Annotated in this window: 13 protein-coding genes and 1 pseudogene; 6 read left to right on the top strand and 8 right to left on the bottom strand. The window is 69.9% G+C overall.

Translation table 11 applies throughout. The annotated features are described in order from the left end of the window. Position 1: 1 nt before the first annotated feature. Positions 2 to 709, top strand: coding sequence for a response regulator transcription factor (locus J2X21_RS15840; protein ID WP_310330209.1), 708 nt, complete (start codon positions 2 to 4; stop codon positions 707 to 709). Continuing rightward, entirely contained in the window at positions 706 to 1779 is a 1074-nt protein-coding gene (locus J2X21_RS15835; RefSeq protein ID WP_310330207.1) for a HAMP domain-containing sensor histidine kinase, read from the top strand. The genes J2X21_RS15840 and J2X21_RS15835 overlap by 4 nt, the downstream gene beginning before the upstream one ends. On the opposite strand, the gene J2X21_RS15830 is transcribed toward J2X21_RS15835, so the two are convergent. The 3 genes and pseudogenes from J2X21_RS15830 to J2X21_RS15820 form a co-directional block, all read right to left on the bottom strand. After that, positions 1772 to 3262 carry an amidase gene (locus J2X21_RS15830; protein WP_310330206.1) on the bottom strand — a complete coding sequence of 497 codons (1491 nt, stop codon included), beginning with the start codon at positions 3260 to 3262 and terminating at the stop codon, positions 1772 to 1774. The two genes, J2X21_RS15835 and J2X21_RS15830, sit on opposite strands and share 8 nt — an antisense overlap. A 6-nt stretch (positions 3263 to 3268) precedes the next feature. After that, positions 3269 to 4246, bottom strand: coding sequence for a GMP reductase (locus J2X21_RS15825; protein WP_310330624.1), 978 nt, complete (start codon positions 4244 to 4246; stop codon positions 3269 to 3271). Between the two features lie 532 nt (positions 4247 to 4778). Beyond that, positions 4779 to 5357, bottom strand: a pseudogene (locus tag J2X21_RS15820) (GDP-mannose pyrophosphatase); the annotation flags it as partial. An 84-nt stretch (positions 5358 to 5441) separates the two neighbouring features. On the opposite strand from J2X21_RS15820, the gene J2X21_RS15815 reads away from it, so the two are divergent. Continuing rightward, positions 5442 to 6200: a DeoR/GlpR family DNA-binding transcription regulator gene (locus tag J2X21_RS15815; RefSeq protein ID WP_310330204.1), complete on the top strand. Its 759-nt coding sequence runs from the start codon at positions 5442 to 5444 to the stop codon at positions 6198 to 6200. Here J2X21_RS15815 and J2X21_RS15810 read toward each other — a convergent pair. Next, a complete protein-coding gene (locus tag J2X21_RS15810; protein WP_310330203.1) occupies positions 6190 to 7497 on the bottom strand; it encodes a DUF3422 family protein in 1308 nt (435 codons plus the stop codon). The two genes, J2X21_RS15815 and J2X21_RS15810, sit on opposite strands and share 11 nt — an antisense overlap. 82 nt (positions 7498 to 7579) lie before the next feature. On the opposite strand from J2X21_RS15810, the gene J2X21_RS15805 reads away from it, so the two are divergent. Further along, on the top strand, positions 7580 to 8713 hold the full coding sequence (locus tag J2X21_RS15805) for a beta-ketoacyl-ACP synthase III (RefSeq protein WP_310330201.1): 1134 nt from the start codon (positions 7580 to 7582) through the stop codon (positions 8711 to 8713). A gap of 44 nt (positions 8714 to 8757) precedes the next feature. Then, on the top strand, positions 8758 to 9348 hold the full coding sequence (locus J2X21_RS15800) for a hypothetical protein (RefSeq protein ID WP_310330200.1): 591 nt from the start codon (positions 8758 to 8760) through the stop codon (positions 9346 to 9348). A gap of 22 nt (positions 9349 to 9370) precedes the next feature. Here J2X21_RS15800 and J2X21_RS15795 read toward each other — a convergent pair whose 3' ends face one another. Both J2X21_RS15795 and J2X21_RS15790 read right to left on the bottom strand, forming a co-directional pair. Further along, the gene (locus tag J2X21_RS15795) at positions 9371 to 10909 is read right to left on the bottom strand and encodes a methyl-accepting chemotaxis protein (RefSeq protein ID WP_310330199.1); all 1539 of its coding nucleotides are present in this window, start codon (positions 10907 to 10909) and stop codon (positions 9371 to 9373) included. Positions 10910 to 10919: 10 nt separating this feature from the next. Then, on the bottom strand, positions 10920 to 11717 hold the full coding sequence (locus J2X21_RS15790) for a transporter (RefSeq protein WP_310330198.1): 798 nt from the start codon (positions 11715 to 11717) through the stop codon (positions 10920 to 10922). A gap of 100 nt (positions 11718 to 11817) precedes the next feature. Here J2X21_RS15790 and sbcB point away from each other — a divergent pair, with 100 nt between their 5' ends. Beyond that, positions 11818 to 13251: an exodeoxyribonuclease I gene (gene sbcB / locus J2X21_RS15785; RefSeq protein WP_310330196.1), complete on the top strand. Its 1434-nt coding sequence runs from the start codon at positions 11818 to 11820 to the stop codon at positions 13249 to 13251. A gap of 70 nt (positions 13252 to 13321) precedes the next feature. Here sbcB and J2X21_RS15780 read toward each other — a convergent pair whose 3' ends face one another. Both J2X21_RS15780 and J2X21_RS15775 read right to left on the bottom strand, forming a co-directional pair. Continuing rightward, positions 13322 to 14638 carry an amidohydrolase family protein gene (locus J2X21_RS15780; RefSeq protein ID WP_310330195.1) on the bottom strand — a complete coding sequence of 439 codons (1317 nt, stop codon included), beginning with the start codon at positions 14636 to 14638 and terminating at the stop codon, positions 13322 to 13324. 1 nt (position 14639) lies between these two features. Then, on the bottom strand, positions 14640 to 17696 hold the full coding sequence (locus J2X21_RS15775) for an amidohydrolase family protein (protein ID WP_310330193.1): 3057 nt from the start codon (positions 17694 to 17696) through the stop codon (positions 14640 to 14642). Between the last annotated feature and the right edge of the window lie 66 nt (positions 17697 to 17762).

Genomic DNA, 17762 nt, shown 5'->3' with positions numbered 1-17762 from the left:
AATGCACCGACTGCTGCTGATTGACGACGACGAGGCGCTGGCCGGGCCACTCGCGCAATACCTGGCCCGCTTCGACCTGCAGCTGGAGGCCGTCACGCGGCCCAGCGAGGCGCTGCCCCGGCTCGCGGCCGAGCGCTTCGACGCGCTGATCCTGGACGGCATGCTGCCCGAGATGGACGGCTTCGAGTTCTGCAAGCGGCTGCGCGCCGGCAGCGAGCCCTGGCGCGACATGCCGGTGCTGATGCTGACCGCGCGCGGCGACCTGACCGACCGCGTCGTGGGCCTGGAACTGGGCGCCGACGACTACCTGCCCAAGCCCTTCGAGCCGCGCGAACTGGCCGCGCGGCTGCAGACCATCCTGCGCCGCACGCGCTTCGCGCCGCCGCCGGCCGCGGCGCCGCAGCCCCTGGCGCTGCTCCGCTTCGAGGGCCTGCAGATCGACACGGCGCGCCGCGAGGTGAAGGCTGGTGGTGGTGCGATCGAGCTGACCGGCACCGAGTACGAGCTGCTGGTGATGCTGGCCCGCGAGCCGGGCCGCGTGTTCTCGCGCGACGACATCCTGAACCGGCTGCGCGGCCAGGAGGCCGAGCTGTACACGCGGGCCGTGGACATCCTCGTCAGCCGGCTGCGCCGCAAGCTGGAGCCGCTGGCGGCACTGAAGACATTGCGCAACGCCGGCTATTGCTTCGCGCTGCCTGAGAAACCGTGAACCACCCCTATGACCACCGCTGGCGCGAGCGCTGGCAGCGCAAGCATCTCAAGCGCGCGCGGCGCATGAGCCGCGACTGGGAGTACCGCTGGCGCGTGCGGCATCGCTGGCACCAGCGCTGGCATCGCCATCACAAGCACTTCAAGCATTCGCTGGGCGCGCGGCTCATCGCGATCTTCATCGTGCTGGCCTGCGCCAGCAGCGTCATCCTCTGGGCGTCCATGGGCAGCGCCTACGGGCTGCTGTGGGCCGTGCCGGCGCTGCTGGTCGTCACGGGCCTGGCCTTCGGCATGATCCGCCACATGGTGCAGCCGCTGCATGCGCTGGCGCAGGGCGCCGAGGCCTTCCGGCGCGGCGAGTTCTCGCACCGCGTTCCCATCATCCACGGAGACGAGATCGGCGACCTCGCGCAGCGCTTCAACCAGATGGCCGCCGACATCCAAGCCATGCTGGATGGCAAGCGCGCCTTGCTGCTGGCCATCAGCCACGAGTTGCGCAGCCCGCTGACGCGCGCGCGGCTGCATGCCGAGCTGGTGGGCGAGAGCGGCTCGCGCGACGCGCTGCTGGATGAGCTGGCGCAGATGCGCGACCTCATCACCGCGCTGCTGGAAAGCGAGCGGCTGGGCAGTGGCCACAGCGCGCTGCAGCTGTGCGAGGTGGACATGGCCGCGCTGGCCCGCGAGCAGGCGCAGCCGGGCGTCGAGTTGCACATCGATCCCGACCTGCCGACGCTGCAACTGGACCGGCTGCGCGTGCAGCTGCTGCTGCGCAATCTCGTGCACAACGCGCTTCGCCACAACGATGCGGCGCGCGGTCCGGTGCAGCTGACCTTGCAGCGCGCCGGGGCCGGCGTGCGGCTGGTGGTGCGCGACTTCGGCCCCGGCGTGCCGGCCGAGGCGCTGCCGCAGCTGGGCCAGCCCTTCTACCGGCCCGACGTGGCCCGCACGCGCCACGAGGGCGGCGTGGGCCTGGGCCTGAGCCTGTGCCGGCTGGTGGCCGAGGCGCATGGCAGCCGGCTGGAGCTGCGCAATGCGGAGCCGGGCTTCGAGGCCGCCGTGCGCTTCAGCTAGGGACGCGGTCGAACCAGGGTTGCGCCGCTTCCAGCTCGGCGGCGAGTTGCAGCAGCAGGCCGTCCTCGCCCGGCGGCGCAATGAACTGCACGCCCAGCGGCAGGCCGTCGGCGGTCCAGTGCAGCGGCAGCGAGATTGCCGGCGTGCCGGTCAGGTTGGCCAGCTGCGTGAACGGCACATGGCGCAGGCTGTTGGTGGCCATCTGGCGGATGACGCCCTCCAGAAGCCCCGCGCGCTTCAGCAGGCTCAGCAGGCCCGACGCGCGCAGCGCATTCAGCACCGCCACCTGCGCGGCCGGCGGATCGCCGGTGCCATGCGGCACCGGCGGCGAGGCGAGGGTGGGCGTCAGGTAGACGTCGTAGCGCGCATGCAGCGCGGCCAGCGCGCGGGCGTAGTCGTTCCAGCGGCCCAGCTCCAGCGTCAGCCGCTCGGCGGACGTGGCGCGGCCCAAAGCGGCGATGAGGCGGGTCAGCGGCTCGAAGTCGGCCTCGCGCCCGCCCGCGGCGACGGCCTGGCTCAGCGTGGCCGGCACCTGGCCGAAGTAGATGTGCAGATAGCTGTTGGCGAGCGCGCGGCCGTCCAGGTCCGGCTGTGCCGGCTCGACGGCATGGCCCAGGCTTTTCAGCAGCGCGGCGCTGCGCTCGACGGCCAGGCGTGCTTCGTCGTGCACCGGCTCGCCGATGGGCGATTCGGCGCACCAGGCGATGCGCAGGCGGCGCAGCGGTGTGCGCAGTTGTTCGGCGAAGGAGGTTTGGGGGCAGGGCAGCGCGACCTGGTCGCCGGGCTCGGGGCCGGCCAGCACGTCCAGCGCCAGCGCGGTGTCGCGCACGCTGCGTGACAGCACGCCCTCGCTGCTGGCGCCGAACCAGACCTCGCCCTGCTGCGGCCCCACCGACACGCGGCCGCGTGACGGCTTCAGGCCCACCAGGCCGCAGCAGGCGGCCGGGATGCGGATGGAGCCGCCGCCGTCGTTGCCAGCGGCCATGGGCAAGACGCCCGAGGCCACGGCCGCTGCCGCGCCGCCGCTGCTGCCGCCGGTCGTGCGGGTGACGTCCCACGGGTTGCTGCTGCGGCCGAAGGCCTGCGGGTCGGTGACGCCTTTCAGCGCCAGCTCCGGCGTGTTGGTCTTGCCAAAGATGACGGCGCCTGCGTTCAGCAAGCGCCGCACCACGTGGGCGTGTTCGCGCGCCGGTGACAGGCCGGCGAGCGCGCGGCTGCCGAAGCCGGTGGGCAGCCCGGCGTAGTGCTGGGCCGCGTCCTTGATGAGCAAGGGCACGCCGGCCAGCGGGCCGGCCGCAATGCCACGCGCGAGCTGGTCGCGCGCGGCGTCTGGCATCAGCCGGCAGACGGGGTTCAGCCGGGGTTGGACTTCGGCCAGCCGGGCCAGTGCCAGGTCGAGCAGTTGATTGGCGCTGACCCGGCCTGCCGCCACCTCGGCGGCCAGCGAGGTCGCGTCATGGCGGCGGTAGGCGGTGAAGTCCATGTCGGCTTACATCAGCAGGTGTTCACCTGCGTTCTCGCCCCCGAGGATCACGTAGTTCACCTTCTTCAGGTCCGCCAACTGCGTGCCGCCCGAATAGGAGATGGAGCTTTGCAGGTCTTCCTGCATCTCGCGCAGCGTGTCGGACAGCTTGCCCTTGACCGGCTCCAGGATGCGCTTGCCTTCCACGTGGCGGTACTCGCCCTTGTTGAAGTCAGACGCCGAGCCGTAGTACTCCTTGAACAGCTTGCCGTCGACCTCGACGGTCTTGCCGGGCGACTCCTCGTGGCCCGCGAACAGCGAGCCCACCATGACCATGCTGGCACCGAAGCGCACGCTCTTGGCGATGTCGCCGTGGTGGCGGATGCCACCGTCTGCGACGATGGGCTTGGTGGCCACGCGGGCACACCACTTCAGCGCCGACAGCTGCCAGCCACCGGTGCCGAAACCGGTCTTCAGTCGCGTGATGCAGACCTTGCCCGGGCCCACGCCCACCTTGGTTGCATCCGCGCCCCAGTTCTCCAGGTCGATGACGGCCTCGGGCGTGCCCACGTTGCCGGCGATGACGAAGGTGTCGGGCAGCTTGGCCTTGATGTGGCCGATCATGCGCTGCACGCTCTCGGCGTGGCCGTGCGCGATGTCGATGGTCAGGTAGTCGGCGCCCAGGCCTTCGGTGGCCAGGCGGTCCACCAACTCGTAGTCGGCCGGCTTCACGCCCACGCTCAGGGACACGATCAGGCCCTGGTCGCGCATGGAGCGCGCATAGGCCAGGCTGTCCAGGTCGAAGCGGTGCATCACGTAGAAGTAGCCCTCCCGGGCCAGCATCTCGGTGATGGACTCGTCCACCACGGTCTTCATGTTGGCCGGCACGACCGGCAGCTTGAAGCGGTGTGGTCCGAACTGCACGGAGGTGTCGCAGTCGGAGCGGCTTTCCACGCGGCACTTGCGGGGCAGCAGCAGGATGTTGTCGTAGTCGAAGATTTCCATGTCAATGGTGTTCACAGTTGCGGCGCGCGTTCATGCAGTGCGCGACCTGGGCTGCGAGCGCTTGACTTGGCTCTGCCGGCTTCGTGCCCGCGTTTGCAGCGGGCAAAAAAAACCGGACGCCAAAATTTGGGCCCGGTGATTGATTCTACGCAGGCCGCGCGGGCAGGGAAGCCGTGCCGTATTGGACCTGCAAGCCGTGCGCCAATGCAGCCTTGACCATGGCGTCGGCGCCGGCCGATGCGCCGCCAATGCGCAGCAGCAAGTCGCAGCGCTCCAGCAGCGCCTGGGCATGCGGGTGGAACACGCAATTCCAGATGGCGTCGCCGCGTCGACCGCCTTGCGCTTCGATCAGCGGCAGCGTGACCCACTCGCCCAGTACCGGCACATGGCCCAGCGCCGCGACCTCGACGGCGGCGTCCTGCATGGCTTGCACATTCGCAGCGATGAGGTCGTCGCGGTCATCCGTCCCGCTGCGGTAGGGGCCGGCGATGAAGACCAGCAGCGGCCCGGCCTTCGGCGGCGGGCCGAACACATGCCGCTCAGCCCAGCGCAACAGCATGATGGTTTTCGCATCGACGATCTCGCCGGCCTCGACCTGGCGCATGGCCTCGTCGAAGTCCAGTTCGAAGCGAGCGATGTCCTCGCCTTCGTCGACCAGGCCGCCGCCGTCGCCCACCAGGTCACGCTCCTCGTACTCGGCGGCGAAGAAATGCAGCTTCTCGGTCACCGAGCCGGGGCTCATGTAGGCCTCGAACAGCGGCTGCACCTCGCGCAGCCGCACGCCGGCCTCCTGCTCGGCTTCGGCGCGTATGCAACTGACCGGATCGGCTTCGTCCAACAGCCCGGCGACCGTCTCCACCATCAACTGCTGCCAGCCGTTGACGAAGACCGGGTAGCGGAACTGCCGCGTCAGCATCACGCGGCGGCGTGCGCGCTGGTAGAGCAGCAGCGTGGCGCCATTGCCGCGGTCATAGGTCTCGCGGTCCTGTGTCTGCCAATCACCGCTGCTGCGCAGGAAATCGAAGCGCGTGGTCTTCAGCGTGTACCAGTTGTCGGACAGCAGCTTCACCTGCTGCACGTGGACGCGTTCGGACAGCGGCAGATCGGAAATGCGGGTTTCGGTCGGTGGTTGCATGAATTTTCCTGAATTGAAAATAAATCATGCAAAATAACGCAAAACCATGCAACCCCGCAGATGCTGACCGAGCAACGCCACCTGGCCATCCTGGATGAGCTGCAACTGAGCGGCCGCGTGCTGGCGCGCGAGCTGGCCGAGCGGCTGGACGTGTCGGAGGACACCATCCGCCGCGACCTGCGTGACCTCGCCGCGCGCGGCGTGCTGCAGCGCGTACACGGCGGCGCGCTGCCGGTGTCGCCCGCGCTGGCCAACCTGGCGCGGCGCGGCGCCATCGCGGTGGACGAGAAGCGTGCGCTGGGGCGGCTGGCGGCTTCGCTGATCGCCGACGGGCAACTGGTGTTCGTCGATGGCGGCACCAGCACGCTGGCCCTGGTGCAGCAGCTGCCGGCCACGCTGCGCGCCACCATTGCCACGCACAGCCCCGTCATCGCCGCGGCGCTGATCGAGCACCCGACGGTGGAGGTGTTGATGCTGGGTGGCCGGCTGTTCAAGCATTCCGGCGTCGCCGTGGGGGCCGGCGTGGCCCAGGCCATCCAGGCGCTGCGAGCGGACTGCTATTTCCTGGGCGTGACCGGCGTGGATGCCGAGTTCGGCCTGTCCACCGGCGACGCCGAGGAGGCGCAGGTCAAGGCCTTGCTGATGGCGCAGGCGGCCGAGACGGTGCTGATGGCCAGCAGCGACAAGCTGGGCAAGGTGTCGCCCTACCGCGTGGCGCCGCTGGCCGCGCTGTCCACGCTCCTCGTCACGCCGCAGGCCGATCCTGCGCTGCTGGATGCGCTGCGCCGACCGGGCCTGGACGTGCGGGTCAGTGATTGAAGAACTTGCGGTGGATGCGCCGCGTCGTTTGCCACACGGCCAGCAGCACCAGCGGGATGGACGCACCCGCCGCCACCTCCGGCGCCACCGGCAGCCAGCCCTCGCTCTTCAGCGCCTTGAAGCCGTACAGCAGCAGGCTGACCACGTAGTAGGTGATGGCCGCCAGCGACAGGCCTTCCACGGTGGCCTGCATGCGCAACTGCGTGCGCTGGCCATCGCCCAGCTGCGTCAGCAGCTGCTGGTTCTGCGCCTCGGTGGCGATGTCCACGCGCGTGCGCAGCAGCGCGCTGGCGCGCGTGATGCGCTGCGACAGGCTGGACAGGCGCTGGGCCGTGGCGTCCACGGTCGCGATGGCCGGTGACAGGCGGCGCTGCATGAACTCGCCCAGCGTCTGCGTGCCGGCCACCTTGCCCTCGTGCAGCTCCTCGATGCGCGACTCGACGATGGCGTGATACGCCAGCGTGGCCCCGAAGCGGTACTGGTGCTGGGCCGTCGCATGCTCCACGCGGGCGGCGGTGGATATCAGGTCGTCCAGCAGCTCGGCCTCAGACGCGCCGCGCGCCTGCAGCCGCGCGGTGATGGCGGCCAGGGTGGCCTCCAACTCGGCCAGCGTCGCGCTCAGCGCTTTGGCCGCGGGCAGGCCGCGCAAGGCCATCAGACGGTAGGTTTCCAACTCCAGCAGGCGCTGGCAGATGCGGCCCGCGCGCGTCTCCGGCGTGCCGGGCTCGGCCAGCACGACGATGTGCTCGAAGCCGGTGGCGCGCATGTGGAAGTCCGTGACCACCAGCGAATGCCCGCCCATCGTCGACGCGACGACGGCCTGCTCGCCGAACCAGGCCTGCGCCTCTGCCAGCGCACTGGGCGTGAAGGCCAGCGACCGTTCGACCATGACCAGCTTGATCGCCGCGATGGTGCGGCCGGGGATAAGCCCCAGCCAGTCCGGCGCGACGCGGAGCGCCAACCGGTCCAGCGCCTGCGGTGAGGCTTGCGCGTCGGCTGGCAGCGGCTGCAGGATGGAGTAGCGCGTGAACTCGGCATGGCGCTCCCATTTCATCGAGAAGCCGCCGCAGCGCAGGCGCACGAAATTGCCACTCAGCGCCGTCTCGGCCAGGTCGTGCTGGCCCGGCAGCAGGCGCAGATGAGCCAGCTCATCGGCACGGCTGACACCGTCGTTCAATACGGCGATGTGGACGATGACGGCCGGCAGCCGGATGCGGGCCGGCGGCCGGGCGTGCACCTCGTTGTGCAGCGTCAGGCGCAGCGCGTCGTCGGGGGGCAGGAGACTGTCTTCGTGCATGGTCGAACGCTAAAGGCGACTGAAGGCACCGGATTGGCTCGATAAAATTTCAGCCTTCGTACATCAGCAGGGCGACCTCTTCATGCAAGCTTCATTCCCGCCCGTCGTCATTTCCGGCACCGGCCTGTACCGCCCCCCGCACGTCATCACCAATGCCGAGTTGGTGGAAGCGTTCAATGCCTACGCCGATCGCCAGAACGCGCTCCATGCCGACGCGATCGCGGCCGGCGAACGTGCCGCGATGACGCACTCCAGCGTCGAGTTCATCGAGAAGGCCTCCGGCATCAAGCAGCGCTACGTCATCGAGAAGGAAGGCGTGCTGGACCCGGCCCGCATGTACCCGCGTTTCGCGCCGCGTGGCGACGACCAGATCTCGCTGATGGCCGAGATCGCCGTCGACGCGGCGAAACAGGCCTTGCAGCAGGCCGGCAAGACCGGCGCCGACATCGACGCCGTGCTTTGTTCGAGTGCCAACATGCAGCGCGCCTACCCGGCCATGGCGGTCGAGATCCAGCAGGCGCTGGGCGCGGGCGGCTACGGCTTCGACATGAACGTGGCCTGCTCGTCGGCCACCTTCGCGCTGGAGCAGGCCTACAACGCGGTGCGCTCGGGCGCGAGCAAGTGCGTGCTGGTCGTGAACCCCGAGATCACGTCGGCCCATCTGGAATGGCGCGACCGCGACTGCCACTTCATCTTCGGCGACGTCTGCACGGCCGTCATCATCGAGCGTGCCGACACGGCCACCGGCAGCGAGCAGTGGGAGATCCTGGGCACGCAGCTGGCCACGCAGTTCAGCAGCAACATCCGCAACAACTTCGGCTTCATGAACCGCGCCGAAGACCGCGACCCCAACGCCCGCGACCTGACCTTCTATCAAGAAGGCCGCAAGGTCTTCAAGGAGGTGGTGCCCATGGCGGCGGCCCACATCGAGACCCACCTGGGCAAGCTGGGCCTGGAGCCCACGCAGGTCAGCCGCTACTGGCTGCACCAGGCCAACCAGGGCATGAACCAGCTGGTCATCAAGAAGCTGGTGGGCGCCGACGCCGGCGACGAGGTCGCGCCGCTGATCCTGAACGAATACGCCAACACGGCGTCCGCGGGTTCCATCATTGCCTTCCACCACCATCGCGGCGACCTGAAGGCGGGCGACGCGGGCGTCATCTGCTCCTTCGGCGCGGGTTACTCCATCGGCAGCGTGGTGGTGAAGAAGCGCTGATCAGCGCGGCGCGACCGCGCATGGTGCGTGCGCGTGGTGAATCCTTGGCACGACAGGGCGTCGGCGGCACCGGCGCATCCGCTAACGTCCGGTTCCAATCGATCTATCCCGAAGCTTCAATGCCGTTTCTCTGCGTCCGCGTCGCCGTTCTCTGCCTGTTGACTCTTGGGCTGCAATGCGCCACCGCACAAGGCCTGACGCGCAAGCAGTACGAGATGCGTGTCGAAAAGCTGGGGACGCGGCTGGGCCATGCGGCCATCCGTTCCTCGTTGCCGATGAACCGCCGTTACGCCGAGCTGGACGATGCCGAGAAAGCCAGGGTGCGGGCCGACTACGAGGGCATGCCGGCTGCAGACGAGCCGCCGTACCCGGCCGAGGGCATGCTGCCCGTCTTCGTGGCCATCAAGGCGGCGATGGACAGGCTGGGCACGCAAGGGCAACTGACGCTGGTGGCCGATGTGGACGCCAGCGGCAAGGTGCAGCACGTGGACACGTTCGGCAGCGTGGACGTCGATTTCGCCCGCTTCGTGTCCGGGGTGATCGTGGCGACACCGTTCAAGCCCGGCGTCTGCGCGGGCAAGCCGTGCGCGATGCAGTCCGTGCTGCGGATGTCGTTCAGCAGCGTCGAGCAATAGGCGGCACTGGCCGGCCTACCGGTCAGCGCGGAAGCCTGAACTGCGCGACCAACTCGGCCAGCCGTGCGGCCTGGTCCTTCAGGCTTTCGGCGGCAGCGGCGCTTTCCTCCACCAGCGCGGCGTTCTGCTGCGTCATGTGGTCCAGGATGGTGACGGCCGAGCCCACCTGGCCGATGCCCTGGCTCTGCTCGCTGCTGGCCGTGCTGATCTCGGCGATCAGGTCGCTGACCTTGCCGACCTCGATGACGATGCTGCGCACCGTCTCGCCCGCTCGTCCCACCTGCAATGAGCCCGCTTCGACCCGCTCCACGCTGTTGCCGATCAGGCTCTTGATTTCCTTGGCCGCGTCCGCCGAGCGGCCGGCCAGCGAGCGCACCTCGGAGGCCACCACCGCGAAGCCGCGCCCCTGCTCGCCGGCCCGCGCGGCTTCCACCGCCGCATTGAGTGCCAGGATGTTGGTCTGGAAGGCGATGCCGTCAATGACGCCGATGATGTCGGCGATGCGGCGCGAGCTGGCCGAGATCTCGCTCATCGTGCTGATGACCTCACCCACCGCCGCGCCGCCGCGTTCCGCCACGGCTGCAGCGGAACGCGCCAGCTCCGTGGCGCGCTGAGCGGTCTCGGCGTTGTTCTTCACCGTCGCTGTCAGCTCTTCCATCGCCGAGGCGGTCTGCTCCAGGCTGCTGGCCTGCTCCTCGGTGCGCTGGCTGAGGTTGGCGCTGCCCATCGCAATCTCCGCCGAGCCCGTGGCAATGGACTCCGCACTTCCGCGCACCTGGCCGACGATGTGAGCGAGGCTGGAACCCATCTGCTGCAGCGCCAGCAGCAGGTGGCCGGTTTCATCGCGCGTGTGGCCTTCGACGTGGTGGCTGAGATCGCCACCGGCCACCGTCTGCGTGTGGCGCACCGCGCGCTCGAGCGGCTGCGTGATGCTGCGTGCGGCCAGCAGATTGAAGCCGAGCAGCAGGGCCGCACCCAGCACGGCTGCGGCGATCAGCAGCATCCGCGCGCTTGATGCTGAAGCGGCGCCGGCCGCATCGGTCGCGCGGGCGAACTCCTGGATCAGGTCGCTGAGCTGTTCCATCTCGGTTTCCAGCGTCTTGAACGCGGCCGCGAAGGCCGGCAGGCGTGCCTCCGCCGCGGCGAGGTCGCTGCCCGCGAGCTTGACAACCTCGTTGGCGCTGGTGATGTACGCGTTCAGCTCGCCTTCGGTCTTGGCGACGGCCGCCGTGATCGCCGCATTCAGCGACAGCGATTTCAGCTCTCCCATGTGCTCGCGGAACTGCTCCGTGTGTTCGCCGATGTCCTTCTGCACTTCGGGCATGTCGGCCGTGTTGCCCTTGAGGCCGGCGAGCACCGCGCGCAGCACGTCGCCGCGCAGCGCGTCGTGCATCATGTCCGCCTCCAGCTGCGCGCGCAGCGCCATGTTGGAGCGCGCGACGGACTCCGCCGTGCCCGACATCGTGCCCAATGCCAGGTAGCCCACCAGGCCCACGATGGAGACGAAGGCCAGCCCCATCAGGCTGAGCGCCAGCAGGCGTTGGCGGATGTAGAAGTGCATCGCGATCTCCTTAGAAGCGGGCCGACAGGCCCACGGTCCAGGCCAGGTCGGGTGCGTTCTTGTTGATGCCGCGGGACATCGCGACGTCGACTTGCAGGTCGTGGTTCAGCAGATAGGCCAGGCCGGTGTCGAAGGTGACCACGCTGCCGCCGCGCCGGCTGGACGCGAGCTGCTGGCCCGATATCTCCAGGAAGCCGCGCAGCCGCTCGGTGAAAGACTTGCCGACCACGCCGGCCAGGATGGCACCCACGTATTGCTTGCCCTGCTCGTCGCGGTCACGGTAGATCCCGGGCATCACGCCAGCCGACCAGCCGCCGGGCAGCTCCCATTCGGCCACCATGCGCAGCGACGGCCGCAGCCCCTGGCCGCGGAACGGCCCCGAGCCGCTGTCCACATCCACATGCAGCAGCCAGGCCAGGCCCGGCGTGCCGGTCTCCTCGTCGCCATCGCGCTGGTGCCATTTCACGCCGATGGCCAGGTCCGACCAGCCGCGCTCGCGCGTCGTGACACCGGCTTCTTCGACCTTGGCACGCAGCCGTCCATCGGTCTCGAAGCGCAGCTCCCAGGTCTCGGCAATGCCCACGCGCAGCAGTGTGGGCGTGCTGGCCACTCGCGCCTTCACGCCGCCCTGGCGGTCGCGTTCCCAGGCCAGGCTGGTCTCGATCTGCCAGCGACCCTTGCCGACCACGTTGCTGGACTCGACGAAGTCCGGCCGGTCGGTGGCAATGGTGTCGTCATCGTCGGCCCAGGCCGGGCCTGCCAAGGCCAGGGCCAGCAATCCTTGCAGCAGCGCAACGTGGGTTCTCACGGCGGACTCCCTCGGGTGGATCGGCTAGCGGCCCACTCTAGCGGAGCGATTGCGGCTTGGCGACCGGGGTGGGTCAGGGCTTGAGCTATCGTGCCGGCCCATGAGCGATCTGAGCTTCTTCTGGCACGACTATGAAACCTTCGGCCGCGTGCCGCGCCGCGACCGCCCCGCGCAGTTCGCAGGCCTGCGCACCGACGCCGAGCTGAACGAGATCGGCGAGCCGCTGATGCTGTACTGCCAGCCAGCGCCCGACTATCTGCCCGACCCCGAGTCCTGCCTGTTGACCGGCATCCTGCCGCAGCACTGCCAGGAGCGCGGCGTGCCCGAGCACGAGTTCGCCGCCAGCATCGAGACCGTGCTGGCGCTGCCCGGCACCGTGGGCGTGGGCTACAACAGCATCCGTTTCGACGACGAGGTGACCCGCCACCTGTTCTGGCGCAACCTCATCGACCCCTATGCGCGCGAGTGGCAGAACGGTTGCGGCCGCTGGGACCTGCTGGACGTCGTGCGCTGCGCCTACGCGCTGCGGCCTGACGGCCTGGAATGGCCCAAGCACGAGGACGGCCGGCCCAGCTTCAAGCTGGAGCACCTGACCATCGCCAACGGCGTGGCCCACGAGGCGGCGCACGATGCGCTGTCCGACGTGCGCGCGACGGTGGCGCTGGCGCGCAAGTTGCGCCAGGCCCAACCCAAGCTGTGGGACTTCTGCGTGAAGCTGCGCAGCAAGCAGGCGGTGTGGGACGAGATCGGCGTCGGCAAGCCCTTCCTGCACATCTCCGGCATGTACGGCCCCGAGCGCGGCTGCATCGCGCTGGTGTGGCCGCTGGCGCCGCATCCCACCAACAAGAACGAGCTGATCGTGTGGGACTGCGCGGCCGATCCGACCGAGCTGCTGAGCCTGAACGCCATCACCATCCGCGAGCGCATGTTCACCAAGCAGGACGCGCTGCCCGAAGGCGTCACGCGGCTGCCCATCAAGACCATCCACGTCAACAAGAGCCCCATCGTCATCGGCAACCTGAAGACGCTGCAGCCCGCGATGGCCCAGCGCTGGGGGCTGGACATCGACGCCCAGCTCGCCAATGCCTGGCTGCTGGCCGACAAGGGCCGCCTGCTGGACGGCTTGTGGGGCGACGTCTTCCAGCGCGAGCCGTTTGCGCCGGCCGACGTGGACGAAGACCTCTACGGCGGCTTCATCGGCAACGAGGACCGCCGCGCGCTAAACCGCGCGCGGACCATGACGCCGGAGCAGCTCACCGAGCGCGCCGGCCAGGGCAAGCTGGCCTTCCAGGACGGGCGGTTGGACGAGCTGGTGTTCCGCTGGCGCGCGCGCAACTTCCCGGCCAGCCTGTCGGCCGAGGAGGCCGAGCGCTGGCACCAGCACTGCGGCGCGCGGCTGCACGAAGGCGAGGGCGGTGCGCAGACGCTGGCGGCGTTCATGGAGCGCATCGATCAGCTGGGCGAAAGCGCCGACGAACGCGGCGAGGAGATCCTGTCGGCGTTGTATGACTACGCGGAGCAGATTGCGCCGTAGGTTGGCGTGAGCGCAGCGAACTCCAACATCAGGGTCGCGCGGCGTTGGGGTTCGCCCAGCTCACCCCAACCTACCGCGCCAGGTACTTGTCCCGCAGCTTCGTCTGCCGGTCGCTCAGCTCCACCTCGCGCCCCTGGATGAACACGCGCTCGATGCGCGTGCTCTGCTCCAGCGGGTCGCCGTCGGCGACGAACAGGTTGGCCAGCTTGCCGACCTCCAGCGAGCCCAGTTGGTCGGCCACGCCAAGAATCTGCGCCGGGTACAGCGTGACGGCCTTCAGCGCCTCGTCGTCGGGCAGGCCGAAGGCGCGCGCATGCGCGGCCTCGAACGGCAGGTTGCGCTCGTTGGTGGAGTCGCGCCCGCCGGAGGCAATGCACCAGCGCACGCCGGCCGCGGCCAGCCGCGCGGGCAATGAAAACAGCGCATCGGGCGCGTCGTCGCGGCGCATGGGCAGGCGGTTCAGGCCGGCGATGATGACCGGCACCTGCCGCTCGCGCAGCGTGTCTGCCACGCGCCAGGCGTCGGCGCCGCCGACGATGACCAGCTTCAGCCCATGCCGTGCCGCGAAGTCCAGCGCGAAGCGGATCTGCGCGAGGTCGTCCGCATGCATGAACACCGGCCGCGCCGGCGCGGCACCGGGCGTGGCGGGCAGCACCGGGCGCATGGCTTCCCAGCGTGTGTCGATGGGCGTGGCGGCGTCGGCCGTGCGCGCCAGCGCATAGGCGCGGGCGTTGTCGAAGGTGTCGTCCAGCAGCTTCAGCCGCGCCTCGGTGGTACGCCGCATGTCGGCCAGCCGCGCCTCGGGCTGGGTGGGGAACAGTGCGCCATTCAGGCGCAGTCGCGGCACCGTGATGTGCAGGGCCACCTCGGGCCGCAGCGCCATGTCCTGCCAGTTCCAGCCCTCCAGTTGCAGCAGCGCCGACGTGCCGGTGACCAGCCCGGTGCGGCCGGCCTCGGGCACCGCCAGCGCGGCCAGTACGCCGCCGCCGCGCGTAACCGGCAGCAGCTCGCTGTCGGCATTGAAGGCCACCAGCGCGCGAGCATTGGGGTTCAGTGCGCCGGTCTCGTTGCTGTCCAGCGTGGCGCTGACGGAGCGGGTCTCGACCAGGCCCAGGCTGGTGTTGGCCGCCACCATGCCGGGGTAGACATGGCTGCCGCCGAGGTCCACGACCTGGGCGCCAGCCGGCACGGTGACGTTGGTGCCCAGCGCCTTGATGCGGCCGGCTTCGATCAGCAGGCTGCCGTTGGTGATGGCAGGGCCGCTGACCGGATGCAGCGTCGCGTTGCGCAGCAGCAGCGGCTCGCGCTGCGGCGGGGGCGGCGTGTTGGGCGTGGCGTGCGCGGCGAGCGTGGCGGCTAGCAATGCGGTGATGAGAGGAAGCTTCATGTCAGTAGGCATCCAGGGTGCATTCATGCCAGGCATCGCCCGTGAAGTAGCTGCCGCGGTCGCGGTTCATCTGATGCAGCCAGCGCTGCAGCTCCAGCTGGTCCAGCGCTGCGGCCACGGGCGAGGGCGGTCGGCCCTCGGGCGGCGCCGCGGCCTTGGCGCGTTCGGGCAGCGCCAGCGCCACCAGCCGCGCGCGCTCCACGCGGTCGCGCTCGCGCAGCTGCGCGTCCTCGTCGCGGCTGAAGTAGCGGCGGCCGTCTATCCAGGTCTGCTCGGCGCGCGCGGCACTGGACAGCGGATGCGCACTCCACAGCACGAAGTCGGCGTCCTTGCCCACTTCCAGCGAGCCCACGCGGCCCTCGATGCGCAGCTGCCTGGCCGGGTTGATGGTCACGAACTTCAGCGCATCCGCTTCGGTCATGCCCCAGGCCTTGCCGCCATAGCGTAGCGCCTTGGCGGCTTCGGTGTTCAGGCGGCGGGCCAGCTCGTCGCTGTCGGAGTTGAAGCTGGTCAGCACGCCGGCCTTCTGCGTCATCGCGCCGCTGTAGGCAATGGCGTCCTGTACCTCGACCTTGTAGCCCCACCAGTCCGAGAAGCCCGACGCGCCGGCCCCCAGCGAGGCGATCTCCGGCGCGACCTTGTAGGCTTCCAGCACATGCTGGAAAGTGGCCACCTCCAGGCCGAACTCCTTGGCCAGCGCGACGAACATCAGGATCTCGTCGGCGCGGTAGCTGTGGATGTGCACGACGCGCTTCTTCTCCAGCAGCTGCACCAGCGTGTCCAGCTGCAGGTCGCGCCGTGTGTTCGGGTCGGCCTTGCGCTGCTCGCGGTAGGTCTTGGCGGCCAGGAAGGCGTCGCGCATGACCTGTTCCACGCCCATGCGCGTGGTGGGGTAGCGCGGGTCGCCGTCGGTAGCCGGGAAGTTGGCGCGCTTGACGTTCTCGCCCAGCGCGAACTTGATGCCGGGCTTGGCACCCTCGAATTTCAACGCCTCGCCGTCCAGCCCCCAGCGCAGCTTGATGACCTGGTTCTGCCCGCCAATGGCATTGGCCGAGCCGTGCAGCAGGTTGGCGCTGGTGACGCCACCGGCCAGCTGGCGGTAGAGGCTGATGTCGGTCGGGTCCACCACGTCGCCCACGCGCACCTCGGCCGTCACCGAATGCGCGAACTCGTTGATGCCGCGATGAACGGCGGTGTGCGAATGCGCGTCGATGAGGCCGGGCGTCAGGTGCTTGCCTTGCGCATCGATGACGATGGCGCCGGCCGGCGCGGCCAGGCCCTTGCCGATGGCGGCGATGCGGCCGTCGCGTACCAGCAGGTCGGTGCCTTCCAGGATGCCGGCGGCGGCGCTGGTCCACATCGTGGCGTTGCGCACCAGCACGGCGGCCGGCCGCTCGGGCGGCGCCGCGCGGCCGAACACGCCGGCCGGGTATGTGGCGGGCGAAGGCGCCGGGACGGCCTGCGCTTTCGGAGGCGGTGGCTCGAAGGGCGCGACGCGCATGGCGGTCCAGGCCTGCGTGCGGCCGTCGGCCCGTGTCAGCGCGCCGCTGAGCGCGGTGCCGCGGCCTTCCAGCCGCAGCGGGTCGCCACGGCCATCACAGGGCCAGCGCAGCAGCAACTCGCGACCGCGCTGCTGGAGTTCGCAGGCGCGGCCATCGATCTGCAGCGTGGGCCGCGCCCGCGTGCCGGCAATCTGCCAGCTCTGCTCGGCGCCGTCGGCCGGCTTCACGGTCCAGCGGCCGCGCGCGTCGAAGCGATCCCAGGCGACCGTGGGCAGCGGCAGCCCGTCGACGAAGGCGATCTCGACCTCGGCCTGCTCGCTGGTGAACAGGTCGCCGCTGGCCACGACGACGTTCGCGACCTGGCCCCCAGCCAACCGGCCCAGGCGCGGTTGACCCAGCAGCCGGGCGGGCGTGGTGGTCAATGCAGCCAACGCGGCATCGGGGGCCAGCCCGCGCTGCACCGCCTGGCGCAGCCGCGGCCAGAAGTCCTTGCCGACGTCCCTCAAGCCCTGCGTGGAGATTGCGAATTCCACGCCCGCGGCCTGCAGCGCGGCCGCGTTGCCGGGGGCACGCTCCCAGTGCTGCAGCAGGTGCAGCGGCACATCGAGCGCGCTCTCGGGTTGCTCCACCTCCGGCGCGGCCGGGTAGGCGAGCGGCACGATGACGGGCAGGCCCAGCGCCTTCAGCTGCGCGGCCTTGCGGTACTCGGCACCGGTGCCCTGCGCGATGAGCTTCAGCTTGAACTCGTCGCGCAGCCGCGCGATGCGCAGCAGGTCTTCCTCGTCCAGCGCTTCGTGTATGACTGGCTGCCTGCCGGCCAGCACCGGCGCCAGCGCGGCGAGGCTGGCATTGAATTCGCGCCGCTCTCCGGTGGGCGCGGGCGCGGCGGCCCACTGCGCATTCAGCAGCGTCTGGCGCTGCAGCGCGATGTTGCCCATCAGCGACGTGGGGTAGTTTGGCGTCGCGCGAACGCCACTCTCGAAGTCGATGGCCTGGTACTCGTGGGCCAGGTGCTGGGCCACGTCGGCGCTCAATACCAGGCTGCGCGCGTCGGCGCCATCGCGCAGGCTGATCAGCGTGCTCTGGCCGCGGAACACCGCGCCGGCCGGCGGCAGCGACAGCGCCGCCGTGAAGCCCAGTTCGCGCAGGGTCTTCACGTCCTCGGGCCTGACCTCCAGCGCGCCGGCCTGGCGGAACTCCGCGCGTACCCAGCGCTGCCCCGGTGTCAGCCCCTTGGCCTTGGACGCCTCCGTGCGCACCTGGCCCACGCTGCTGGCCGCGTCGATGAAGCCCGCATAGACCGTGCGCCCCGGCAGGTGCCAGACGCGTGCGCCCGCTGGCGGCTTCAGCCCGGCGCCGGCGGCGACGATGACGCCGTCCTTCATGACCAGCGTGCCGTTCTCGATCACGCGGCCGGGCTCCAGCACCAGCCGAGCGCCGGTCAGCGCATGCCAGCGTGGCGTCGCGTCGCGCAGGCCCTGAGGGATTTCACTGAGTTGCTGGGCCTGGGTGAGGCCGGTCAGCAGCGCAAGCAGGGAAAGCGGCAGCAGGCGCATCGTTGCGTCGTGTCTTGATGCTGCGGTGGCAGCGAGGCTGCGGACTCTAACCCCGTGATCTGCGTC

The organism is Roseateles asaccharophilus (assembly GCF_031458115.1).
Classification (GTDB): Bacteria; Pseudomonadota; Gammaproteobacteria; order Burkholderiales; family Burkholderiaceae_C; genus Pelomonas; species Pelomonas asaccharophilus_A.
The sequence above is the reverse complement of the archived record's forward strand: the minus strand, read 5'-3'. Positions and strand labels throughout refer to the sequence as shown.

What these genes read in the sequence shown, in the direction of transcription:
- J2X21_RS15805 (WP_310330201.1), top strand. Translation starts at nt 7,580, where the DNA reads ATGCAAGCTTCATTCCCGCCCGTCGTCATTTCCGGCACCGGCCTGTAC.
- J2X21_RS15780 (WP_310330195.1), bottom strand. Translation starts at nt 14,638, where the DNA reads ATGAAGCTTCCTCTCATCACCGCATTGCTAGCCGCCACGCTCGCCGCG.
- J2X21_RS15775 (WP_310330193.1), bottom strand. Translation starts at nt 17,696, where the DNA reads ATGCGCCTGCTGCCGCTTTCCCTGCTTGCGCTGCTGACCGGCCTCACC.
- sbcB (WP_310330196.1), top strand. Translation starts at nt 11,818, where the DNA reads ATGAGCGATCTGAGCTTCTTCTGGCACGACTATGAAACCTTCGGCCGC.
- J2X21_RS15840 (WP_310330209.1), top strand. Translation starts at nt 2, where the DNA reads ATGCACCGACTGCTGCTGATTGACGACGACGAGGCGCTGGCCGGGCCA.
- J2X21_RS15795 (WP_310330199.1), bottom strand. Translation starts at nt 10,909, where the DNA reads ATGCACTTCTACATCCGCCAACGCCTGCTGGCGCTCAGCCTGATGGGG.
- J2X21_RS15830 (WP_310330206.1), bottom strand. Translation starts at nt 3,262, where the DNA reads ATGGACTTCACCGCCTACCGCCGCCATGACGCGACCTCGCTGGCCGCC.
- J2X21_RS15815 (WP_310330204.1), top strand. Translation starts at nt 5,442, where the DNA reads ATGCTGACCGAGCAACGCCACCTGGCCATCCTGGATGAGCTGCAACTG.
- J2X21_RS15810 (WP_310330203.1), bottom strand. Translation starts at nt 7,497, where the DNA reads ATGCACGAAGACAGTCTCCTGCCCCCCGACGACGCGCTGCGCCTGACG.
- J2X21_RS15825 (WP_310330624.1), bottom strand. Translation starts at nt 4,246, where the DNA reads ATGGAAATCTTCGACTACGACAACATCCTGCTGCTGCCCCGCAAGTGC.